This is a genomic window from Hydrogenophaga sp. (assembly GCF_026125825.1).
Classification (GTDB): domain Bacteria; phylum Pseudomonadota; class Gammaproteobacteria; order Burkholderiales; family Burkholderiaceae_C; genus Hydrogenophaga.
Map to the genome: position 1 here is coordinate 31,146 of NZ_JAHCKK010000012.1, position 15,670 is coordinate 46,815.

Below are 15,670 nucleotides of genomic sequence, written 5' to 3' on the forward strand. Positions count from 1 at the left end.
CGACTTCATCAAGGCTCGCGCGGGCAACCGCTGCCGGGCCTGCCGTCCAGGTGGGTCATCAGCACCGGCGCCATGGAGCGCAGGATCTGCACCGGCAGGCCGGAGGTGAAGCGGTAGCCGGCCGCGTCCGGCCCGATCACGTAGGCGGTGACGCTGCCGAAGTGCCGCGGCCCCAGGTAGAAGACGAAGGTGGCCGTGCGGTTCAGCGCCAGGCCGCCGCGGCGGTTGACCACCACGCGGTTGTCGCCGGTGCCGGTCTTTCCCCCGGGCGACAGGTCCGCTCCCGAGCTCGACTGGAAGCTGCCCGAGAGCCGGCGCGCGGTGCCGGCTTCCACCACTTCCGACAAGGCCTTCTTCAGGGCCTGGGCCACTTCGGGCGCCATGACGCGCTCGCCTTGCACGGGTGTGGGCCGCAGCGCGGTTTCCCATGGCGTGTCCTGCGCGAATCGCAGGTCGGTGATGCGCCATGTGGGCTGGCGCACGCCGCCGTTGACGATGATGCCCATCAGTTCGGCCAGCGCGGCGGGCCGGTCCCCGGAGCTGCCCAGGGCCGTGGCCAGCGACGGCACCAGATGGCCGAAGGGATAGCCCAGGCGGGTCCAGCGGCGGTGGATTTCCAGGAAGGCCTCGACCTCCAGCATGGTGTGGATGCGGGCGTCCTGCGCGTCCTTTGCGCGCGTGCGAAACAACCACCGGTAGACCGCCTGCCGCTCGCTCGCGCTGGCGGCGACCGCGTCGTCCAGCGTGGCCATCGGGTGTTGCCGGCGGTACGCCACCAGCCAGAGTTCGAGCGGGTGCACCCGGGCCACATAGCCCCGGTCGGGCAGGTCGAGGGCGTCGAGTGCAAAGCGTTCGTACAACTGCGCCACGCGGGTCTCCCCGGGCGCCTTGTCGCCCAGGCGGTCCGACAGGAACGCCGCCAGGGCCTCGGGCGAAGCCGTGGGTTCCAGGTAGCGGAACACCGCGGTCAACCGGTCGGCACCGGGGCGCAGCCCGTCGAGCAGCATGTCGCGCAACTCGGTCGGCGTGCGGTTGTCGGTCTTGCGCCAGAAGCGGCGCAGGAAAGCCTGGCCTTCGCGGTCGGCGAACAGCGCCAGGTAGGTGTCGCGCCGCGGATCGAGGTGGTCTTCGAGCAGCCGCGCGGTGTCGCCCGGGCCCTGGTACATGGTGTGGCGCACGATCTCGCGCAGCAGGCGCACGAACGGCAGGTTGATGGAGGCCTGCATGGCCTCGCGCAGGCTGGGCTGCCGCGCATCGTCCTTCTTGTTGAAGTTGTTGAAGGTGTGCAGGCCGCCGCCGGTGAAGAACGGCTCGTTCGGGCTGGCGGAGAAGCGGCGCTCCATCGCCGCTTCGAGCATCGCGCTCAGGCTGTGGTCGTTCGGGCCCGAGAGGTATTGCACGGCCCAGCGGCTCAGGCTGTCCTGCGGGCTGACCTCGGTGGCTTTGAGCGCGGCAGGCTCCAGCGGCGCGAGCCGGGCGTGCAGCTCGGCCACCAGCTCCAGGTAGGTCGCCAGCACGCGCAGCTTGGCGGTGGAGCCCAGCTCGAGCTTGCTGCCTTCGTTGATGTCCAGCGGCTGCTGCGTCGTGTCGGTCTGCACGCGCACCAGGTTGCCCTGCGGCGTGCTTTCCAGCAGGGTGAAGCTGTAGCGCACCTCGCCCAGGGTGTCGGGCTGCAGCAGGCGCTCGCCCATCAACTCCTGTGAGCGGGCAAAGGCCGGGTCGGTCAGTCGCCCCAGGTAAGCGCTGACCGCGTCCTGCAGCGGGCCGTTGAGCGTGGTGCTGGCCTCGGCGTCGAGCCGGTCCAGGCTGTAGAGCGAGGTGCCCAGCATGCCGGCCAGCCGGGTGCGCACGGCGGTCGTGCCTTTGCTCGCCGTGGCGGGCAGCAGCGGCGGGTTTCTGGCCATGTCGCGGAACACCAGCTTGTGCCCCAGGGCGGCGTCGCGCCAGGCGGCGTCGATGATGCCGGCCTCGGTCAGCAGGCGCAGGTGGGCGTCGGTGGCCCGGTCGAGTTCCTGGCGGCCCTGCGCGAGGTACCACGAGGGCCGGCGGTGGGCGATCATCAGCGCCACCGCCTGGCGCAGCACACGCCCGCGGGCCGTGGCATCCGGCCCGGTGGCGCCGCCTTCTGCCGAGAGCGAGGCCATGGCGCGATCGAAGTCGGTGCCGAACCACACCCACAGGCCGTCGCCCAGGCCATGCACCTCCCCATGGCGCGGCGCGGCCGACAGCGGCACCGTGTTCAGGTAGTCCAGCACAAGCTGGCGGCGCACCGGCAGCGTGTCGGTGCCCTGCAGGTAGGCCCGCACCGAGGCCGAGGCCATCTGCCGCAGTTTTTCGCGCGCATCGTGGGTGATGCCGCCGGGGGAGTGGCGGTACTTCTCGATCTGCGTGGCCAGGGTGCTGCCGCCGTGTGCGTCGATGTCGGGGTCGATGTGGCTGCCCAGTTGCGCGAGCACCGCGCGCGTGAACCGCACCCAGTCCACCGCCGGGTTCATCTGCGGGCGCTCGGCGTCGAGCAGGTCGCGGTTTTCGATGAACAGCAAGGCCTGCACCACCACCGCCGGCACGCTTTCAAAGCGATCGAAGCGCCGGTAGGGGTATCGAAAGGCGTGCAGCGGTGCCCGGCTGCAGTCGAACACGGTCAGGCCCGTGTGCGTCTTCTCCGCGTAGGGGGCGAACCAGCCGCGCTCCAGGTGGGCGCGCAGGGCGTCGCCCTGGCGCGCCTGCTCCGCGATTTCGAAGCCGCGCTCCTGCAGGCGGCTGGCGAAGGCGGGAATGGCGGTGTAGCCCATGCGCTCGTCGAACGGGCCGTGGGCGGGGAAGCGGATGGCCTGCGCCGGGCCCGGGGCGACGTGGTAGTCCAGGGTGGCCGCATACGTGTGCAGCTCCCGCGCCTGCCAATGCGAGGTCTGCATCTCCCGCTGCAGCAGCAGCGCGGCGACCGCGCCCAGGATCAGCAGGACCAGCAGAACGACCCGCCAACGCAGGCGAAAGCCGCGCGATGCCCGTTCACCGGCGCGGGCCGGGTTCGGTGCTGCCTCCATCTGTTCTTCAACCATGCTGTGTTCCATTGCGTCCAAAGTCCCTGCGCACGTCCGGTGCGTGTGCGGATCGTGCCGGTGTCATCTTGCTCCTGCGCTGCGTGGCGCGCTCGGCGGCCACCCGGCGCACCAGTTGCCAGGCCAGCTCGGCCGTGGGGGTCAGGGTCCGGTGGGCGCGGCGCACCAGCGCAATGTGCCTGTCGATGCGGGGCAGCAGGGGGCGCATCACCAGGCCCTGCAGCCCCGCGGGCGGCAGCGCCAGCATCGGAACGACCGAGATGCCCAGGCCGGTGTCGAGCATGCGGAAGATGGTGGTGACATGGCCCACCTCCTGCGCCACCGAGGCCTCCACCCCGTGGCGGTGCAGGGCCTCGTCGATCAGACCTCGGCTGCCGGAGGCGTGGTCCAGCAGCACCAGCGATTCACCGGCCAGGTCCGACCATTTCACGCCGCGCCGCCGGGCCAGGCGATGCGAAGGCGGGCAGACGAGGCAGAACGGCTCGGACAGGATGGTCTGCGCATGCAGGTCGTCGCGCGCTCCGGTGTCGATCACCACACCGAAGTCCACTTCACCGGCGAGGACGCTGGCCAGGGCATCGTGCTGGATGCGATCGAGCAGCAGCATGTCCAGGCCGGGGTGCTCGCTTCGGCAGCGGGCGATGCACTCGGGCAGCAGGTTGGCGGACAAGGTCGGGCTGCTGGCCACGCGAACCCGGCCATGGCGCTGCGTGGCCTGACCGCGCGACTCCAGCAGCACGGCATCGAGGTCTTCCAGCACGCGTTCGAGCTGCACGGCCAGGCTGCGGCCGGCATCGGTGAGCACCACCTCGCGGGTGGTGCGGTCGAGCAGCTTGAGCCCGAGGTGCTGTTCGAGTTCGGTCACGCAGCGGCTCACCGCCGGTTGAGACAGGCCGATGAGGGCGCCCGCCCGCGTGAAGCTGCCCAGCGAGGCGACGGCCTTGAAAACCCGCAACTGCCGCAAGCTGATATTCATTTGATATTGGTATTAATGCATCCGATAAATTCATTTTACTGTTGTGCTTGCCTGAGGTCCAATGGCCGTCCACCGATTGACACGCGCAATGACGCGCGCCCCCGCCATGGCCCGATCCCGGCTGCTGCCCGACCCTTTCACGCTGTACCTCGTGGCGACCGTCGTCCTGGCCAGCCTGTTGCCGGCCCGCGGTGGGTTTGCTCAAGCGCTGAGCTGGGCCACCACCGCGGCGGTGAGCCTGCTCTTCTTCCTGCACGGTGCCAAGTTGTCGCGGGCCGCCATCTGGGCAGGCATCGGGCACTGGCGCCTGCAGCTGATGGTGGTGTCCACCACCTTCGTGCTGTTTCCCCTGCTGGGGTGGGCGCTCGCACCGGTGCTGCGGCCGCTGGTCACGCCCAGCCTCTACATGGGTGTCCTGTACTTGTGCGCGCTGCCTGCCACGGTCCAGTCGGCCATTGCGTTCGCGTCCATGGCGCGCGGCAACATACCGGCGGCCGTCTGCAGCGCCTCGGCCTCGACCTTGCTGGGCGTGGTTCTCACGCCCCTGGTGCTGGGCCTGCTGCTGACGCACAACGCCGCCATGGGCGATCCCTTGCAGGCCGTGGGCCGCATCAGCCTGCAACTCCTGCTGCCCTTCATCGCCGGCCACCTGATGCGGCCCTGGCTGGCGGGCTTCCTGCAGCGCCGTTCGGTGGTGATGAAGGTGGTGGACCAGGGCTCCATCCTGTTGGTGGTGTATGCCGCGTTCAGCCACGCCGTCATCGCCGGTCTGTGGTCGCAACTGCCGTTGACGGCCATGGCAGGCTTGCTGGTCGTGTGCGGGGTGATCCTCGCGCTGGTGCTCGCGCTCACGGTCTGGGCCAGCCGGCGGCTGGGGTTCTCCAAGGAAGACGAGATCGCCATCGTGTTCTGCGGATCGACCAAGAGCCTGATCAGCGGCGTGCCCATGGCCAATGTGCTGTTCGCCGCCCCGGTGGCGGGCGCGATCGTGCTGCCGTTGATGGTGTTTCACCAGATGCAGCTGATGGTGTGCGGGGTGATGGCGCAGCGGTATGCGCGCCGCCAGGCCGATGCGGCCGCGGCGTCGGTGCGGGCGCCAGCCTCCGTCTGAACCGATCGGCCGGTCTGCGTGGGGCCTGCGCCAAGGCGTCAAGCGAAGTGACGGCCTGAGCCCGCGGGCCATTGCGCCGGCAACCGGGGCCCCTGCCGAGGCGTCGTCGCGCTCTCGGCCTGCACGGCCTTTGGCAGGTCCGGGCACCGCGGGCCTTGCCCCGTCCCCTCCTTTTTCTCTTTTCTTTCTCGAGGGCATCCTCGATCAACGTGTTGCCTGCGTCGGTGGGTGGCATGGACGGGTGCGTCCCGACCGGCGCTAGGGTTAACCCGGTGCCGTTGTATCGTCTAGAGATACATAATCTCGTTTAGCGATACAAAAAGAGGTTCCCATGTCCATCATTCTGAAGAAGTGGCTGTACAAGGCCGCGATGACGCTGGCGGCTGTCGCCGCACTTCCCGTCGGCGCCCAGGAGGCCTTCCCTGCGAGGCCTGTGACCTTGATCGTCAATTTCCCGCCGGGTGGCGTCACCGACGGCACCTTTCGCCGCATGAGCGACCGGTTCAAGACGATGACCGGGCAGTCGCTCATCATTGACAACAAGCCGGGCCGAGGCGTGGCGACGGCCTCGCTGAACAATTCGCGCCCCGACGGCTACACCATTGGCGTCCTGGGGCGCACGCAGATGTCGCTCTACGAGCAGCTCAATGGCCGCCTGCCCTACCACCCGGTGAACGACTTCACCTGGATGGCCAACGTCACGAGTTCGTACTTCGGCCTTTACGTGTCGGCGCAGTCGCCCCACAAGTCGGTGCAGGACCTGATCAAGGCGGCCAAGGCCAAGCCCGGGAGCATCCGCTATGGCACGGCCTTCGGTCACGGCGGTCTTTCGCACGTGCCGATGGAAGAGTTTGCTCAGAAGGCGGGCATCGAGATGCTGCATGTGCCCGTCAAGGGCGACAGCGACTCGATCATGCTGTTGACTCAAAACGAAATCGACCTGATCGTGGCCGGCGGCGGCGCGATGTCCTTTGTGAATGCGGGTCGCCTTCGCTTGCTGGCCTGGCTGTCTCCGCAGCGCAACCCGCGCCTGCCCGATGTCCCGACGATGCGCGACCTGGGCTTTCCCGTGGACGTGTCAGCCCCGGTGGGCATCGGTGGCCCCAAAGGCATGAAGCCGGAGCACGTGAAGTTCTTCGAGCAGACGTTCAAGAAGCTGCTGGCCGATGCCGAGGTCCAGTCTTTCATGGAGCAGAACTACCAGCGCGTGGACTACATGGACAGCCAGGCGTTCACGGCCTGGGCGCAGAAGCAATTGCCCATCGAGAAAGACATCGTCAAGCGCTTCAATCTGACGACCGACCAGAAGCCATGAGCGATTCGCGATTGAGCCTGGCAGGGCGGGAGGCCCTGTGGGGGCCTCCTGCCGCCCTGGCCGGTGTGGTGCGGTACCGTGGCGAACTGGCGCAGCAAGGCCACCGCCTCAACAGCTTCCTGGTCAACATCTCCCAGCATCAGAATCGGGACGCCTACCTCGCTGATGAAGAAGGTGCGATGGCGTCGAGCGGGCTCAGCCCCTGCGAGCGCGGGCTCATTCGCCGGCGCGACTACAGCGGCATGCTGGCCTATGGCGTGAACATCTACGCCCTGGCCAAGGCTGGCTATGTGTTTGGACATACCTTGCTGGACATTGGCAGGGGCATGCGCCAGGCCGGTGCGACTCAGGAGTGACGTGATGGCACGCATTGTTGGAGCCATCGGCTCGTCTCACGCGCCCTCGATCGCATTCGCCTACGACGCCGGGCATGGCGAGCGCCCCGAGTGGCGGGGGCTGTTCGATGCCTACGCGCCGGTGCGCGACTGGCTCGCTCGCGTGCAGGCAGACACCCTGGTGTTTGTCTACAACGACCACCTGAACAACTTCCGTTTCGACAATTACCCCAGCTTCGCGATTGGCACGGGTGAGGTGCACCCGGTCTTTGGCGAAGGAAAAGTGCCACGCCCGCTGCCGGCGGTGCCCGGCCACAGCGCCCTGGCCTGGCAACTGGCGCGTGGTCTGGTGGCCGACGAGTTCGATCCCTCGCTCTGCCTGGAGATGTCACTGGACCATGGGGTGATGTCCGTGCTGCCGTTGCTCGCGCCACCGCCCTGGGGCATCCGCGTGGTTCCCATTGCCGTGAACGTGGTCCTGGAGCCGATGCCAACGCCCAGGCGTTGCTGGAAGCTGGGCTGCTCGATCGCGAAAGCGGTGGCGAGCGCTGCCGACGACGCGCGCGTGGCCGTGGTGGCCACGGGTGGCCTTTCGCACCAATTGCATGGCAGCAGCTTTGGTCAGACAAACCCCGCCTGGGATCAGCGGTTTCTGGATTTGCTGGAGCAGGACCCGCAAGCCTTGGCCGATATCACGCACGACGAGCTGATCGAACGCGGTGGTGCCGAGTCCGTCGAGATGATGGTCTGGCTGACCATGCGCGCCAGCCTGGGCACGGACCAGCCCCTGCGCCGCGTGCAGCGCTACTACGACGCGCCCAAGCTCACCGGCTACGGCCTGCTTGCACTCGAGCCGGCCAACTGAAACCGCCCCCGGGCACACCCTCTTCACTTTCATGAGACTCGTCACCTACGAATCCGCCGGACAACAGCGTCTTGGCGCCTGGATTGAACAAGACCGGCTGATTGTCGATCTGCAGCGGGCCGCGGGCCTGCTGGGCAACCTGTGGGCATCGAGCACGGCCCTGGTGTCCATGCAGGCGCTGATGGAGTCGGGCGAGGCCGGCCTTGCCGCCGCGCGCGCCGCCGCAGGCAAGGCGCCCGATGAAGCGGTCATCGCCACGGCCGATGTGCGCCTGCTCGCGCCCGTGCCCCGGCCGATCCAGATGCGCGACTCGCTGGCTTTTGAGTTGCACCTGCGCCAGTCGAAGCGGGCCAACGCGGCCATGCGCCTGCGCAACGCACCCGACCGTGACGCGCAGCTGGACGCGCTCGAGAAGTCTGGCGGCCTGGAGCCGGCAGCCATCTGGTTCAAGCAGCCGGTCTACTACAAGTGCAACCGCTTCAACGTGGTCGGCACCGGCACGGACATCCAGTGGCCGGCCTATTCGCAGGTGCTGGACTACGAGCTGGAACTGGGCCTTTTTCTGGGACGCACGGGCAAGGACATTTCGGTGGCGAATGCCCGCAGCCACATCTTCGGCTACACCGTCTACAACGACGTCTCGGCGCGCGATGCCCAGGCCGATGAGATGCCCGGCATGCTGGGCCCCGCAAAGGGCAAGGACTTCGACACGGGCAATGTGATCGGTCCGTGCATCGTCACGGCCGACGAAATTCCCGACCCGTACGCGTTGACGATGACGGCGCGCATCAACGGCGAGGAATGGTCCCGCGGCAACAGCGCGACGATGTACCACAAGTTCGAGGACATCATCGCCCATATCTCGAAAAGCGAGACGCTCTACGCAGGCGAGTTCATCGGCTCGGGCACCGTGGGCAATGGGTGTGGTTTTGAACTCGGCCGCTATCCCCAGGCGGGTGATGTGATGGAGCTGGAGATCGAGCGCATCGGCGTGGTGCGCAACCGCATCGTGCGCGCCCCCCAGGCCTGAGCCAGGGGCCGCGGGCGGCAGTGGCGGGGCCACCTCCTGCCCCGCGGTGGGCCGTCACTTGCGTGCGGCCTTTTCCTTTTCGCGCTGGACCCAGGCGGCGGAGTTGAAATCGGCCGAGATGGCCGCCGCGCAGGCCTGCACGGCCTGGATCAGGGCCTCGTCGGGTTCTTCCTGCACTTTCATGGCCGATGACACGATGGACACGGCCGCCAGGATGTTGTTCTTCTCGTCGAACACGGGCGCGGCCAGGGTGGCGATCCCGTAGGCGTTTTCGTTCACCGCCACTTCCCACCAGTTGGCGCGCGTGCGTTCGAGCCGGGCCTCCAGCTCACCGGGCTTGACGAGGGAAAACGGGCTGAACGCCTTGCGCGGCCGCGCGAGCACGCGTTTCTGAATGGCCGGAGGCGAGAAGGCCAGTATCACCCGTCCCAGCGCCGACGAATTGGCACCAATCACCACCCCTTGCTTCACGGAAAGGGCGATCTGGCGCTCGCTTTGCACCGATCCGGCCACCAGTGCGTCGCCACTGGCGGGGATGGCCAGCGCCGTGGTCTCCTGTGTCAGGTCGCGCAGGTTCGTGAGGTGGCGTTGCGCCACGCGCATCAGGCCGAACTGCTCGGCGGCCGCCACGCCCAGGCGGTAGATGTTCCAGCCAAGGCAGTAGTCGTCACCCGCGTGTTCCTGGCTGACGAAGCCGACCTGCTTCATGGTGGCCAGGTGGCGAAAGATGCGCGCCTTGGACTCGTCGAGCCGGCGCGCCAGTTCGGTCACCCCCAGGGGCTGCAGGCTGTTGGCCAGCTCGCCAAGGATGCGCGCCGACATCATCACCGACTGATTCGATGTGGCGCTGGCCAGTTCGTCTTCTGCGGCATCCGGTCGATCCATGGGAAGTGGGGTGCAAGTTTTGGAGCTCTTCAGTATAGCGACTGAGGGTTTTCACTGATCTTTTTCGGCTTGTTGTTTGTATCGCTAAGAAATACACTGTCACGCATACCGAGATGAAAGATCGGTCAGAACCTGGCCATTTTTAGAACGCACTGGAGCACCACATGGGTATCAAGACCGGCAAGCAATATCTGGAGTCGCTGCGCGACGGGCGTCGCATCGTGATCGACGGGGAGATCGTCAAGGACGTCACGCGCGACCGCCGTTTTTCGGCGGCGGCCCACACGATTGCGGAGCTGCTGGACATGCAGCACGGCGAGCACGCCGACACCCTGACCTACGCGTCGCCCACGAGCGGCGAACGCGTGGGCGCCAGCTTCATGGAGCCGCGCACCAAGGAAGAACTGGTCAAGCGCCGCCAGGCCCTGAAGCTGTGGTCCGACACCACCTACGGCATGATGGGTCGCAGCCCTGACTTCATGAACGTCATGGTCTCGGCATACGGCTCGGCCCACAGCTACTTTGAGTCGTCTCGTGCCGGTTGCGGCCAGAACATCCGCAACTACGTGGACCACTGCCGCGAGAACGACATCGTGATGACCCACGTGCTCGTGAACCCGCAGGTGGACCGTTCGCGGCCGGTGGAGAAGCAGGAGAGCGACCTGGCCGCCAAGGTCGTGCGCGAGGACGACAAAGGCATCTACATCTCGGGTGCGCGCACGGTGTCGACGCTGGCCTCGTTCTCCAACGAGGTGCTTGTCTTCCCATCGACCTACCTGTCACCTTCTCCGGAGGCGGCGGATTACGCCTTCGGCTGCGGTGTGCCGGTGAACAACCCTGGCGTGACCTGGATCTCGCGGCCCAGCCTGGTGCCTCAGAGCAAGTCTTACGCGGACCTGCCCCTGTCCAACCGCATGGACGAGACCGACGCCGTGGTCGTGTTCAAGGAGGCCTTCGTGCCCTGGGAGCGCGTGTTCCTCTACCGCGATGTGGCCGCCTGCAACGCGGTGTACCCGCGCACCTTCTCCGGGGCCCACACGGCCACGCAGTCGGCGGTGCGCGCGCTCGCCAAGACCGAATTCATGCTGGGTCTGGCGCTGCGCATCGCGCACTCGACCAAGATCGATGCGCACCTTCATGTGCAGGGCATGCTGTCGGAGATCATCGTGTTCCGCGAGAACATCAAGGCGGTCATCGCAGCCAGCGAGGCCGGTGCCACCGAAACGCCTTTCGGCACGGTGGCGCCCGACTCGAACGCGCTGTGGGTCATCCGCATGAGCTTCCCCAAGATGTTCATCCGCATGCAGGAAATCATCCAGTTGCTGGGCGCCAGCGGGTTGGTGGCGGTGCCTTCGTATGCCGAGCTGCAGTCGGACTCGGCCGAGCTGGTGGAGCGCTTCTACCAGTCGGTCAACAGCTCGGCCGAGGAGCGGGTCAAGCTGTTTCGCCTGGCCTTCGACGTCTCGATGTCGGGCTTTGCCGGCCGCCAGCAGCTGTACGAGCGCTACTACACCGGCGACCCGGTGCGCCTGGCGGCCACGCTGTTCAACACCTACAACAAGCAGCCATTCCATGACCGCATGGATGAGATCCTCACCGAGATCAGCGAGCGCGAGGCGAACTGGGACGGCGTCAATGCCCCCCGCACGCCGGTGATGGCGCTGGCCGCCTGATCGCTGTCCGCATGACATCCGGGAGCCCGGCCATGACCCAGTCCTCGCCCGTCCAGCCCCAAGCCGAGCAACAGCGGCTGCGGGATGCGCTTGGCAGCTTCGCCACCGGCGTCACGGTGGTCACCACGGTGACGCCAGAGGGGCAGCGCATTGGTCTGACCGCCAACTCGTTCACCTCTGTCTCGCTGGAGCCGCCACTGGTGCTCTGGAGCCTGAAAAAGAACTCCGCCAACCTCGACGCGTTTCGCCGGGCCACGCATTTCGCCGTGAACGTGCTCACGGCCGGGCAGAAAGACCTGTGCTTTCGCTTCGCCAGCAAGATCGATGGCGACCGCTTCGATGGCGTGCCGCTGGAGCCCAGCCGCTTCGGTCTACCGCTGCTGTCCGACAGCCTGGCCCGCTTTGAGTGCTCGACGTACCACGAGGTCGACGCGGGCGATCACGTGATGTTTCTCGGCCGGGTGGAAGACTTCTGCAAAGGCCAGGGCGATGCCCTGATCTTCAGCGGTGGTCGTCTCCTGGCGCCCGCGCCCATTGCCATGGCAGCTTGATGTTGCTGCCGCCGTCATTCTTCTGAAACCTGATTTCCCCATGAACACTGCTGCCACTGCCGCTCGCCAAGCTGTCATCGACAGGTACTTCGACCAAGCCCCTTCCCGCGTGGACGCGGATGGAAGCCGCCATTGGGCCACGCGCGGTGCCAACTTCATCGTCGTCGTCACCCACGCTGCACCCGGTTGCGTGCTCGATCGCACCAGCAACCCCGACGAGTACATGCTGCTGCTGCCGGAGAACGTGGGCGCCAGCCTGCAGGCCGGTGGCGCCACCATCGAAACGCCCGGGGATTCGCTGAGCATCTTCCCGCCCGGGGCCAGCCGCATCACCGTCAAAACGGCGGGCTACGTCTACCGCATCTTCAGCCACCTGGCCACCGACCTGCTCGAACTCGTCAGCAACCCGCGCGATTACGACGTGCGTGACGATGTGGCGCCACTGGTGCACTGGCCCGAGCCCGTTGGCGGCTTCAAGTTGCGCCACTATCCGCTGGCCAACTACGTGCGCCCGGAAAACAGCATGCGCCTGTTCCGAAGCTCCAACCTGATGATCAACATCTTCCTGCCGCAGACCAAGCCGCGCGACCCCAGGAAGATGACGCCTCACTCGCACGCCGACTTCGAGCAAGGCTCGCTGTCGCTGTCGGGCAGCTACGTGCACCACCTGCGCTACCCGTGGACGAGCGACCTGACGAGCTGGCGCGAAGACGATCACGCCCTGGTGTTCAGCCCTTCGCTGTGCATCATGCCGGCCAAGGTGATTCACACCTCGCAGGCGATCGGCACCGAGCGCACCCGGCTGGTGGACATCTTCTGCCCGCCGCGGGAAGACTTCTCGCTCAAGCCAGGGCTGGTCAACAACGCAGACGAGTACCCGATGCCTGCGTCGGTCAACGCCGCTTGAGGGCCTGAGGCGATGGACCCCTTCCTCAGTCGCATCCGCGCACCTGGAGCCTGCCTGTGGGGCACCTGGGTGAAGCTCAACTCGCTGGAAACGCTGGAGATGCTCGGTTGGGCCGGTTATGACTTTGTCGTGATCGACGCCGAGCATTCCCCGCACACGTTCGAGACCACCTACCGCACCGTCGTGGCGGCGCAAGGCATGGGCATGTCGGCCCTGGTGCGCCTGCCCGATCTGCACAGCCACGATGCGCAGCGCGTGCTGGATGCTGGCGCCGACGGCGTGCTGGTGCCGCGGGTGCAGGGCGTGGCCGATGCTCGCCACGCGATGGACATGCTGACGTTCAGTCCCCAGGGCTCACGCGGCATGGGCATCACCTCGCGCGCTGGACGCTGGGGCGCCAGGCCGATCCCCGAGTACATCGCACAGGGCAACGAACAGGTGGCCCGCGTGCTCCAGTTCGAGGACCAGCAGGCACTGGACGCGGTGGACAGCATTCTCGACGTGCCTGGCGTGAACGCCGCCTTCGTGGGCTACGGCGATCTCTCACTGTCCAGCGGCAAACCCGCTGGCCATCCCGACAATGCCGCGCGCGTGCAGAAGTGGCTGGCCGCCTGCCAGGCGCGCGGCATCCCTTGCGGCACGGCCGTGGCCGATGCAGCGGCTGCCGCGCGCAGCCGCGAACAGGGCTTCTCGTTTGTGATGATCAGCAACGATGCGGCCATGTTCGGCAATGCCGCCATCGAGGCGATCAAGCCGCTGAAAGGCTGATTGCCATGCGCCAGAGTATCCAGATCGAGGGTTTCGGGCATGGCACGAACCCGGTGCCTGCGGCGAGCGTGCTGCGCGGCCTGCTGGTCAGCGGTGCCATCTTTGGCATGGACCCGGCCACGCGAAAGGTGGCCGCGGGCCTGGAGGCGCAGTGCGAGCTGATGCTCGACCACGCCGCGCGCATCCTGCTCGCCGGCGGCTGCGGCTGGGACGACGTGGTCAAGATGACCTTCTACATCGCCCCCGAGCAGCCACGCGAGGCGGTCAACGCCCACTGGCTGCGCCTGTTCCCGGATGCCGGTTCGAGGCCCGCACGCCATGTGATGGTCAAAGACAGGCTGCCGCCTGGCACGCTGATTCAGTGTGACCTGATGGCGGTGGCGCCCACCGCTGCCTGATTCCCCTCCAACCCAACCCGTCGGTGCACGCCGGCCACCGGCGGGCGAGACCTTCGTGCCTTATCCACAGACCCTATCGCCATGAGCACACCCATCACCACCGAGATCCCGATCCACTGGGTACCCGACACGTTCAGTCGCGTTCCCTATGCCGTTTTTCAGCGCGAGGACGTGCTGGCTGTCGAGCAGCTCAAGGTGTTCGAGGGCGCGGTGTGGAACTACCTGGGCCTGGAAGCCGAAGTGCCCAACGCGGGCGACTTCAAGACCACCTTCGTCGGTCGCATGCCCGTGGTGCTGACCCGCGACACCGACGGCGAGGTCTATGCGTTTGAAAACCGATGCGCGCACCGGGGCGCGCTGCTCACGCTGGAAGACTTTGGCAACGTCAAGGAACACACCTGCGTGTACCACGCCTGGCGCTACGACCTGCAGGGCAACCTGCGCGGCGTCGCATTCGAGAAAGGCGTCAATGGCAAGGGTGGAATGCCCGAGTCGTTCTGCAAGGAGCAGCATGGGCCTCGCAAGCTGCGCACGGCGAGCTACTGCGGCCTGGTCTTCGGCAGCCTGCACGACGATGTTCCCCCGATCGAGGAGTACCTGGGGGAGGCCGTTTGCGAGCGCCTGGAGCGGGTGATGGGCCGCCCGGTGGAGGTCATCGGCCGCTTCACACAGGCCCTGCCCAACAACTGGAAGCTCTACACCGAAAACGTGCGCGACACCTACCACGCCAGTCTGCTGCACACCTTCTTCACCACGTTCGGCATCACACGCCTCACGCAGGAAGGCGGCGTGGTCATCAGCGAAGACGGTGGCCATCACGCCAGCGCGTCGTACAGCCGGATGGTCGAAGGGGCCGAAGGCGCTTACGCCCAGCAGGCCATCCGCTCGGAGAACAACGAGCTGGCCCTGGGGGACCTTTCCATGCTCAAGAGCGTGGATGAGATCGGCGACGGCATCGTGCTGCAGATCCTGAGCGTCTTCCCGGGTTTTGTGCTGCAGCAGATCCACAACTGCATCGCCGTGCGCCAGGTGTTGCCCACCGGCACCGATACCACCGACCTGAACTGGACGTACCTCGGCTACGTCGATGACACCGCCGAGATGCGCCACTTGCGCCTGAAGCAATCCAACCTCGTGGGCCCCGCTGGTTTCGTCTCGCTGGAGGACGGCGCGGTGGGGGGCTTCGTGCAGCGAGGCATTCAAAGTGCCGGCGATCTCGAGGCCGTGATCGAACTCGGTGGGCACGGCACCGAAACGCAGGACTTCCGTGCCACCGAAAGCGCCATCCGTGGCCTCTGGCGTGCTTACCGTACACACATGGGGCTGTGATGACTCTGTTGACCGATCTGATTTCCCTCAACGCCGACTACGCCAGCGCCATCGACGACGACCGCCTGGAGGATTGGCCGGCCTTCTTCACCGACGCCTGCCTCTATCGCATCACCACGGCGCAAAACCATGCCCGTGGCATGCAGGCTGGGCTGGTGTATGCCGACTCGCGACAGATGCTCGCCGACCGCGTGCTTTCGCTGCGCAAGGCCAACATCTATGAGCGCCAGGCCTACCGCCACATCGTGGGACTGCCGCGCATCGACAGCGAAGACATCCAGGGCGTCACCCGGGTGCGCACGTCCTTTGTGGTGCTGCGCATCATGCGCACCGGCGAGACCGAGATTTTTGCCAGCGGCAATTTCCTCGACGAGGTGGTGCGGGTGGACGGCAAGCTGCTGCTGCAGCGCCGCGACGTGATCTGCGACAGCCAGCGCATCGATACCCTGCTGGCCTTGCCGCTTTGAC

The 15,670-nt window shown here is 66.7% G+C and carries 15 protein-coding genes; 12 read left to right on the top strand and 3 right to left on the bottom strand.

The window, feature by feature from the left end; translation table 11 throughout:
• Positions 1-8: 8 nt before the first annotated feature.
• Together KIT86_RS06890 and KIT86_RS06895 are read right to left on the bottom strand one after the other, a co-directional pair.
• Complete coding sequence (locus tag KIT86_RS06890) at positions 9-3,059, bottom strand: transglycosylase domain-containing protein (RefSeq protein ID WP_297396511.1); 3,051 nt, start codon at positions 3,057-3,059, stop codon at positions 9-11.
• Positions 3,052-4,035, bottom strand: a complete 984-nt coding sequence (locus KIT86_RS06895) for a LysR family transcriptional regulator (RefSeq protein ID WP_297396515.1) — start codon at positions 4,033-4,035, stop codon at positions 3,052-3,054. The genes KIT86_RS06890 and KIT86_RS06895 overlap by 8 nt, the downstream gene beginning before the upstream one ends.
• Positions 4,036-4,141: 106 nt before the next feature.
• Between KIT86_RS06895 and KIT86_RS06900 the strand changes: the two genes are divergently transcribed.
• The 5 genes from KIT86_RS06900 (at position 4,142) to KIT86_RS06920 (ending at position 8,691) form a co-directional block, all read left to right on the top strand.
• Complete coding sequence (locus tag KIT86_RS06900) at positions 4,142-5,146, top strand: bile acid:sodium symporter family protein (protein ID WP_297396518.1); 1,005 nt, start codon at positions 4,142-4,144, stop codon at positions 5,144-5,146.
• Positions 5,147-5,477: 331 nt separating this feature from the next.
• Entirely contained in the window at positions 5,478-6,461 is a 984-nt protein-coding gene (locus tag KIT86_RS06905; protein WP_297396521.1) for a tripartite tricarboxylate transporter substrate binding protein, read from the top strand.
• On the top strand, positions 6,458-6,817 hold the full coding sequence (locus tag KIT86_RS06910; protein WP_297396524.1) for a hypothetical protein: 360 nt from the start codon (positions 6,458-6,460) through the stop codon (positions 6,815-6,817). The genes KIT86_RS06905 and KIT86_RS06910 overlap by 4 nt, the downstream gene beginning before the upstream one ends.
• Before the next feature lie 4 nt (positions 6,818-6,821).
• Complete coding sequence (locus tag KIT86_RS06915) at positions 6,822-7,661, top strand: class III extradiol dioxygenase family protein (protein WP_297396527.1); 840 nt, start codon at positions 6,822-6,824, stop codon at positions 7,659-7,661.
• 31 nt (positions 7,662-7,692) lie between these two features.
• Positions 7,693-8,691, top strand: a complete 999-nt coding sequence (locus tag KIT86_RS06920) for a fumarylacetoacetate hydrolase family protein (RefSeq protein WP_297396530.1) — start codon at positions 7,693-7,695, stop codon at positions 8,689-8,691.
• 54 nt (positions 8,692-8,745) lie between these two features.
• On the opposite strand, the gene KIT86_RS06925 is transcribed toward KIT86_RS06920, so the two are convergent.
• Positions 8,746-9,576, bottom strand: coding sequence for an IclR family transcriptional regulator (locus tag KIT86_RS06925; RefSeq protein ID WP_297396533.1), 831 nt, complete (start codon positions 9,574-9,576; stop codon positions 8,746-8,748).
• 164 nt (positions 9,577-9,740) lie between these two features.
• Between KIT86_RS06925 and KIT86_RS06930 the strand changes: the two genes are divergently transcribed.
• From KIT86_RS06930 to KIT86_RS06960, 7 genes are all read left to right on the top strand, one after another.
• Complete coding sequence (locus tag KIT86_RS06930) at positions 9,741-11,249, top strand: 4-hydroxyphenylacetate 3-hydroxylase N-terminal domain-containing protein (RefSeq protein ID WP_297396537.1); 1,509 nt, start codon at positions 9,741-9,743, stop codon at positions 11,247-11,249.
• Between the two features lie 32 nt (positions 11,250-11,281).
• Entirely contained in the window at positions 11,282-11,800 is a 519-nt protein-coding gene (locus KIT86_RS06935) for a flavin reductase family protein (protein ID WP_297396541.1), read from the top strand.
• A 40-nt stretch (positions 11,801-11,840) separates the two neighbouring features.
• Complete coding sequence (locus KIT86_RS06940) at positions 11,841-12,707, top strand: hypothetical protein (protein ID WP_297396544.1); 867 nt, start codon at positions 11,841-11,843, stop codon at positions 12,705-12,707.
• A gap of 12 nt (positions 12,708-12,719) precedes the next feature.
• A complete protein-coding gene (locus KIT86_RS06945) occupies positions 12,720-13,475 on the top strand; it encodes an aldolase/citrate lyase family protein (protein ID WP_297396547.1) in 756 nt (251 codons plus the stop codon).
• A gap of 5 nt (positions 13,476-13,480) precedes the next feature.
• Positions 13,481-13,873 (top strand): RidA family protein, encoded by a 393-nt coding sequence (locus tag KIT86_RS06950; protein ID WP_297396550.1) that lies wholly within the window; start codon positions 13,481-13,483, stop codon positions 13,871-13,873.
• An 81-nt stretch (positions 13,874-13,954) separates the two neighbouring features.
• A complete protein-coding gene (locus KIT86_RS06955) occupies positions 13,955-15,202 on the top strand; it encodes an aromatic ring-hydroxylating dioxygenase subunit alpha (RefSeq protein ID WP_297396553.1) in 1,248 nt (415 codons plus the stop codon).
• Positions 15,202-15,669 (top strand): aromatic-ring-hydroxylating dioxygenase subunit beta, encoded by a 468-nt coding sequence (locus KIT86_RS06960; RefSeq protein WP_297396555.1) that lies wholly within the window; start codon positions 15,202-15,204, stop codon positions 15,667-15,669. The genes KIT86_RS06955 and KIT86_RS06960 overlap by 1 nt, the downstream gene beginning before the upstream one ends.
• Position 15,670: the final 1 nt, after the last annotated feature.

What these genes read in the sequence shown, in the direction of transcription:
- KIT86_RS06890 (WP_297396511.1), bottom strand. Translation starts at nt 3,059, where the DNA reads ATGGTTGAAGAACAGATGGAGGCAGCACCGAACCCGGCCCGCGCCGGT.
- KIT86_RS06895 (WP_297396515.1), bottom strand. Translation starts at nt 4,035, where the DNA reads ATGAATATCAGCTTGCGGCAGTTGCGGGTTTTCAAGGCCGTCGCCTCG.
- KIT86_RS06900 (WP_297396518.1), top strand. Translation starts at nt 4,142, where the DNA reads ATGGCCCGATCCCGGCTGCTGCCCGACCCTTTCACGCTGTACCTCGTG.
- KIT86_RS06905 (WP_297396521.1), top strand. Translation starts at nt 5,478, where the DNA reads ATGTCCATCATTCTGAAGAAGTGGCTGTACAAGGCCGCGATGACGCTG.
- KIT86_RS06910 (WP_297396524.1), top strand. Translation starts at nt 6,458, where the DNA reads ATGAGCGATTCGCGATTGAGCCTGGCAGGGCGGGAGGCCCTGTGGGGG.
- KIT86_RS06915 (WP_297396527.1), top strand. Translation starts at nt 6,822, where the DNA reads ATGGCACGCATTGTTGGAGCCATCGGCTCGTCTCACGCGCCCTCGATC.
- KIT86_RS06920 (WP_297396530.1), top strand. Translation starts at nt 7,693, where the DNA reads ATGAGACTCGTCACCTACGAATCCGCCGGACAACAGCGTCTTGGCGCC.
- KIT86_RS06925 (WP_297396533.1), bottom strand. Translation starts at nt 9,576, where the DNA reads ATGGATCGACCGGATGCCGCAGAAGACGAACTGGCCAGCGCCACATCG.
- KIT86_RS06930 (WP_297396537.1), top strand. Translation starts at nt 9,741, where the DNA reads ATGGGTATCAAGACCGGCAAGCAATATCTGGAGTCGCTGCGCGACGGG.
- KIT86_RS06935 (WP_297396541.1), top strand. Translation starts at nt 11,282, where the DNA reads ATGACCCAGTCCTCGCCCGTCCAGCCCCAAGCCGAGCAACAGCGGCTG.
- KIT86_RS06940 (WP_297396544.1), top strand. Translation starts at nt 11,841, where the DNA reads ATGAACACTGCTGCCACTGCCGCTCGCCAAGCTGTCATCGACAGGTAC.
- KIT86_RS06945 (WP_297396547.1), top strand. Translation starts at nt 12,720, where the DNA reads ATGGACCCCTTCCTCAGTCGCATCCGCGCACCTGGAGCCTGCCTGTGG.
- KIT86_RS06950 (WP_297396550.1), top strand. Translation starts at nt 13,481, where the DNA reads ATGCGCCAGAGTATCCAGATCGAGGGTTTCGGGCATGGCACGAACCCG.
- KIT86_RS06955 (WP_297396553.1), top strand. Translation starts at nt 13,955, where the DNA reads ATGAGCACACCCATCACCACCGAGATCCCGATCCACTGGGTACCCGAC.
- KIT86_RS06960 (WP_297396555.1), top strand. Translation starts at nt 15,202, where the DNA reads ATGACTCTGTTGACCGATCTGATTTCCCTCAACGCCGACTACGCCAGC.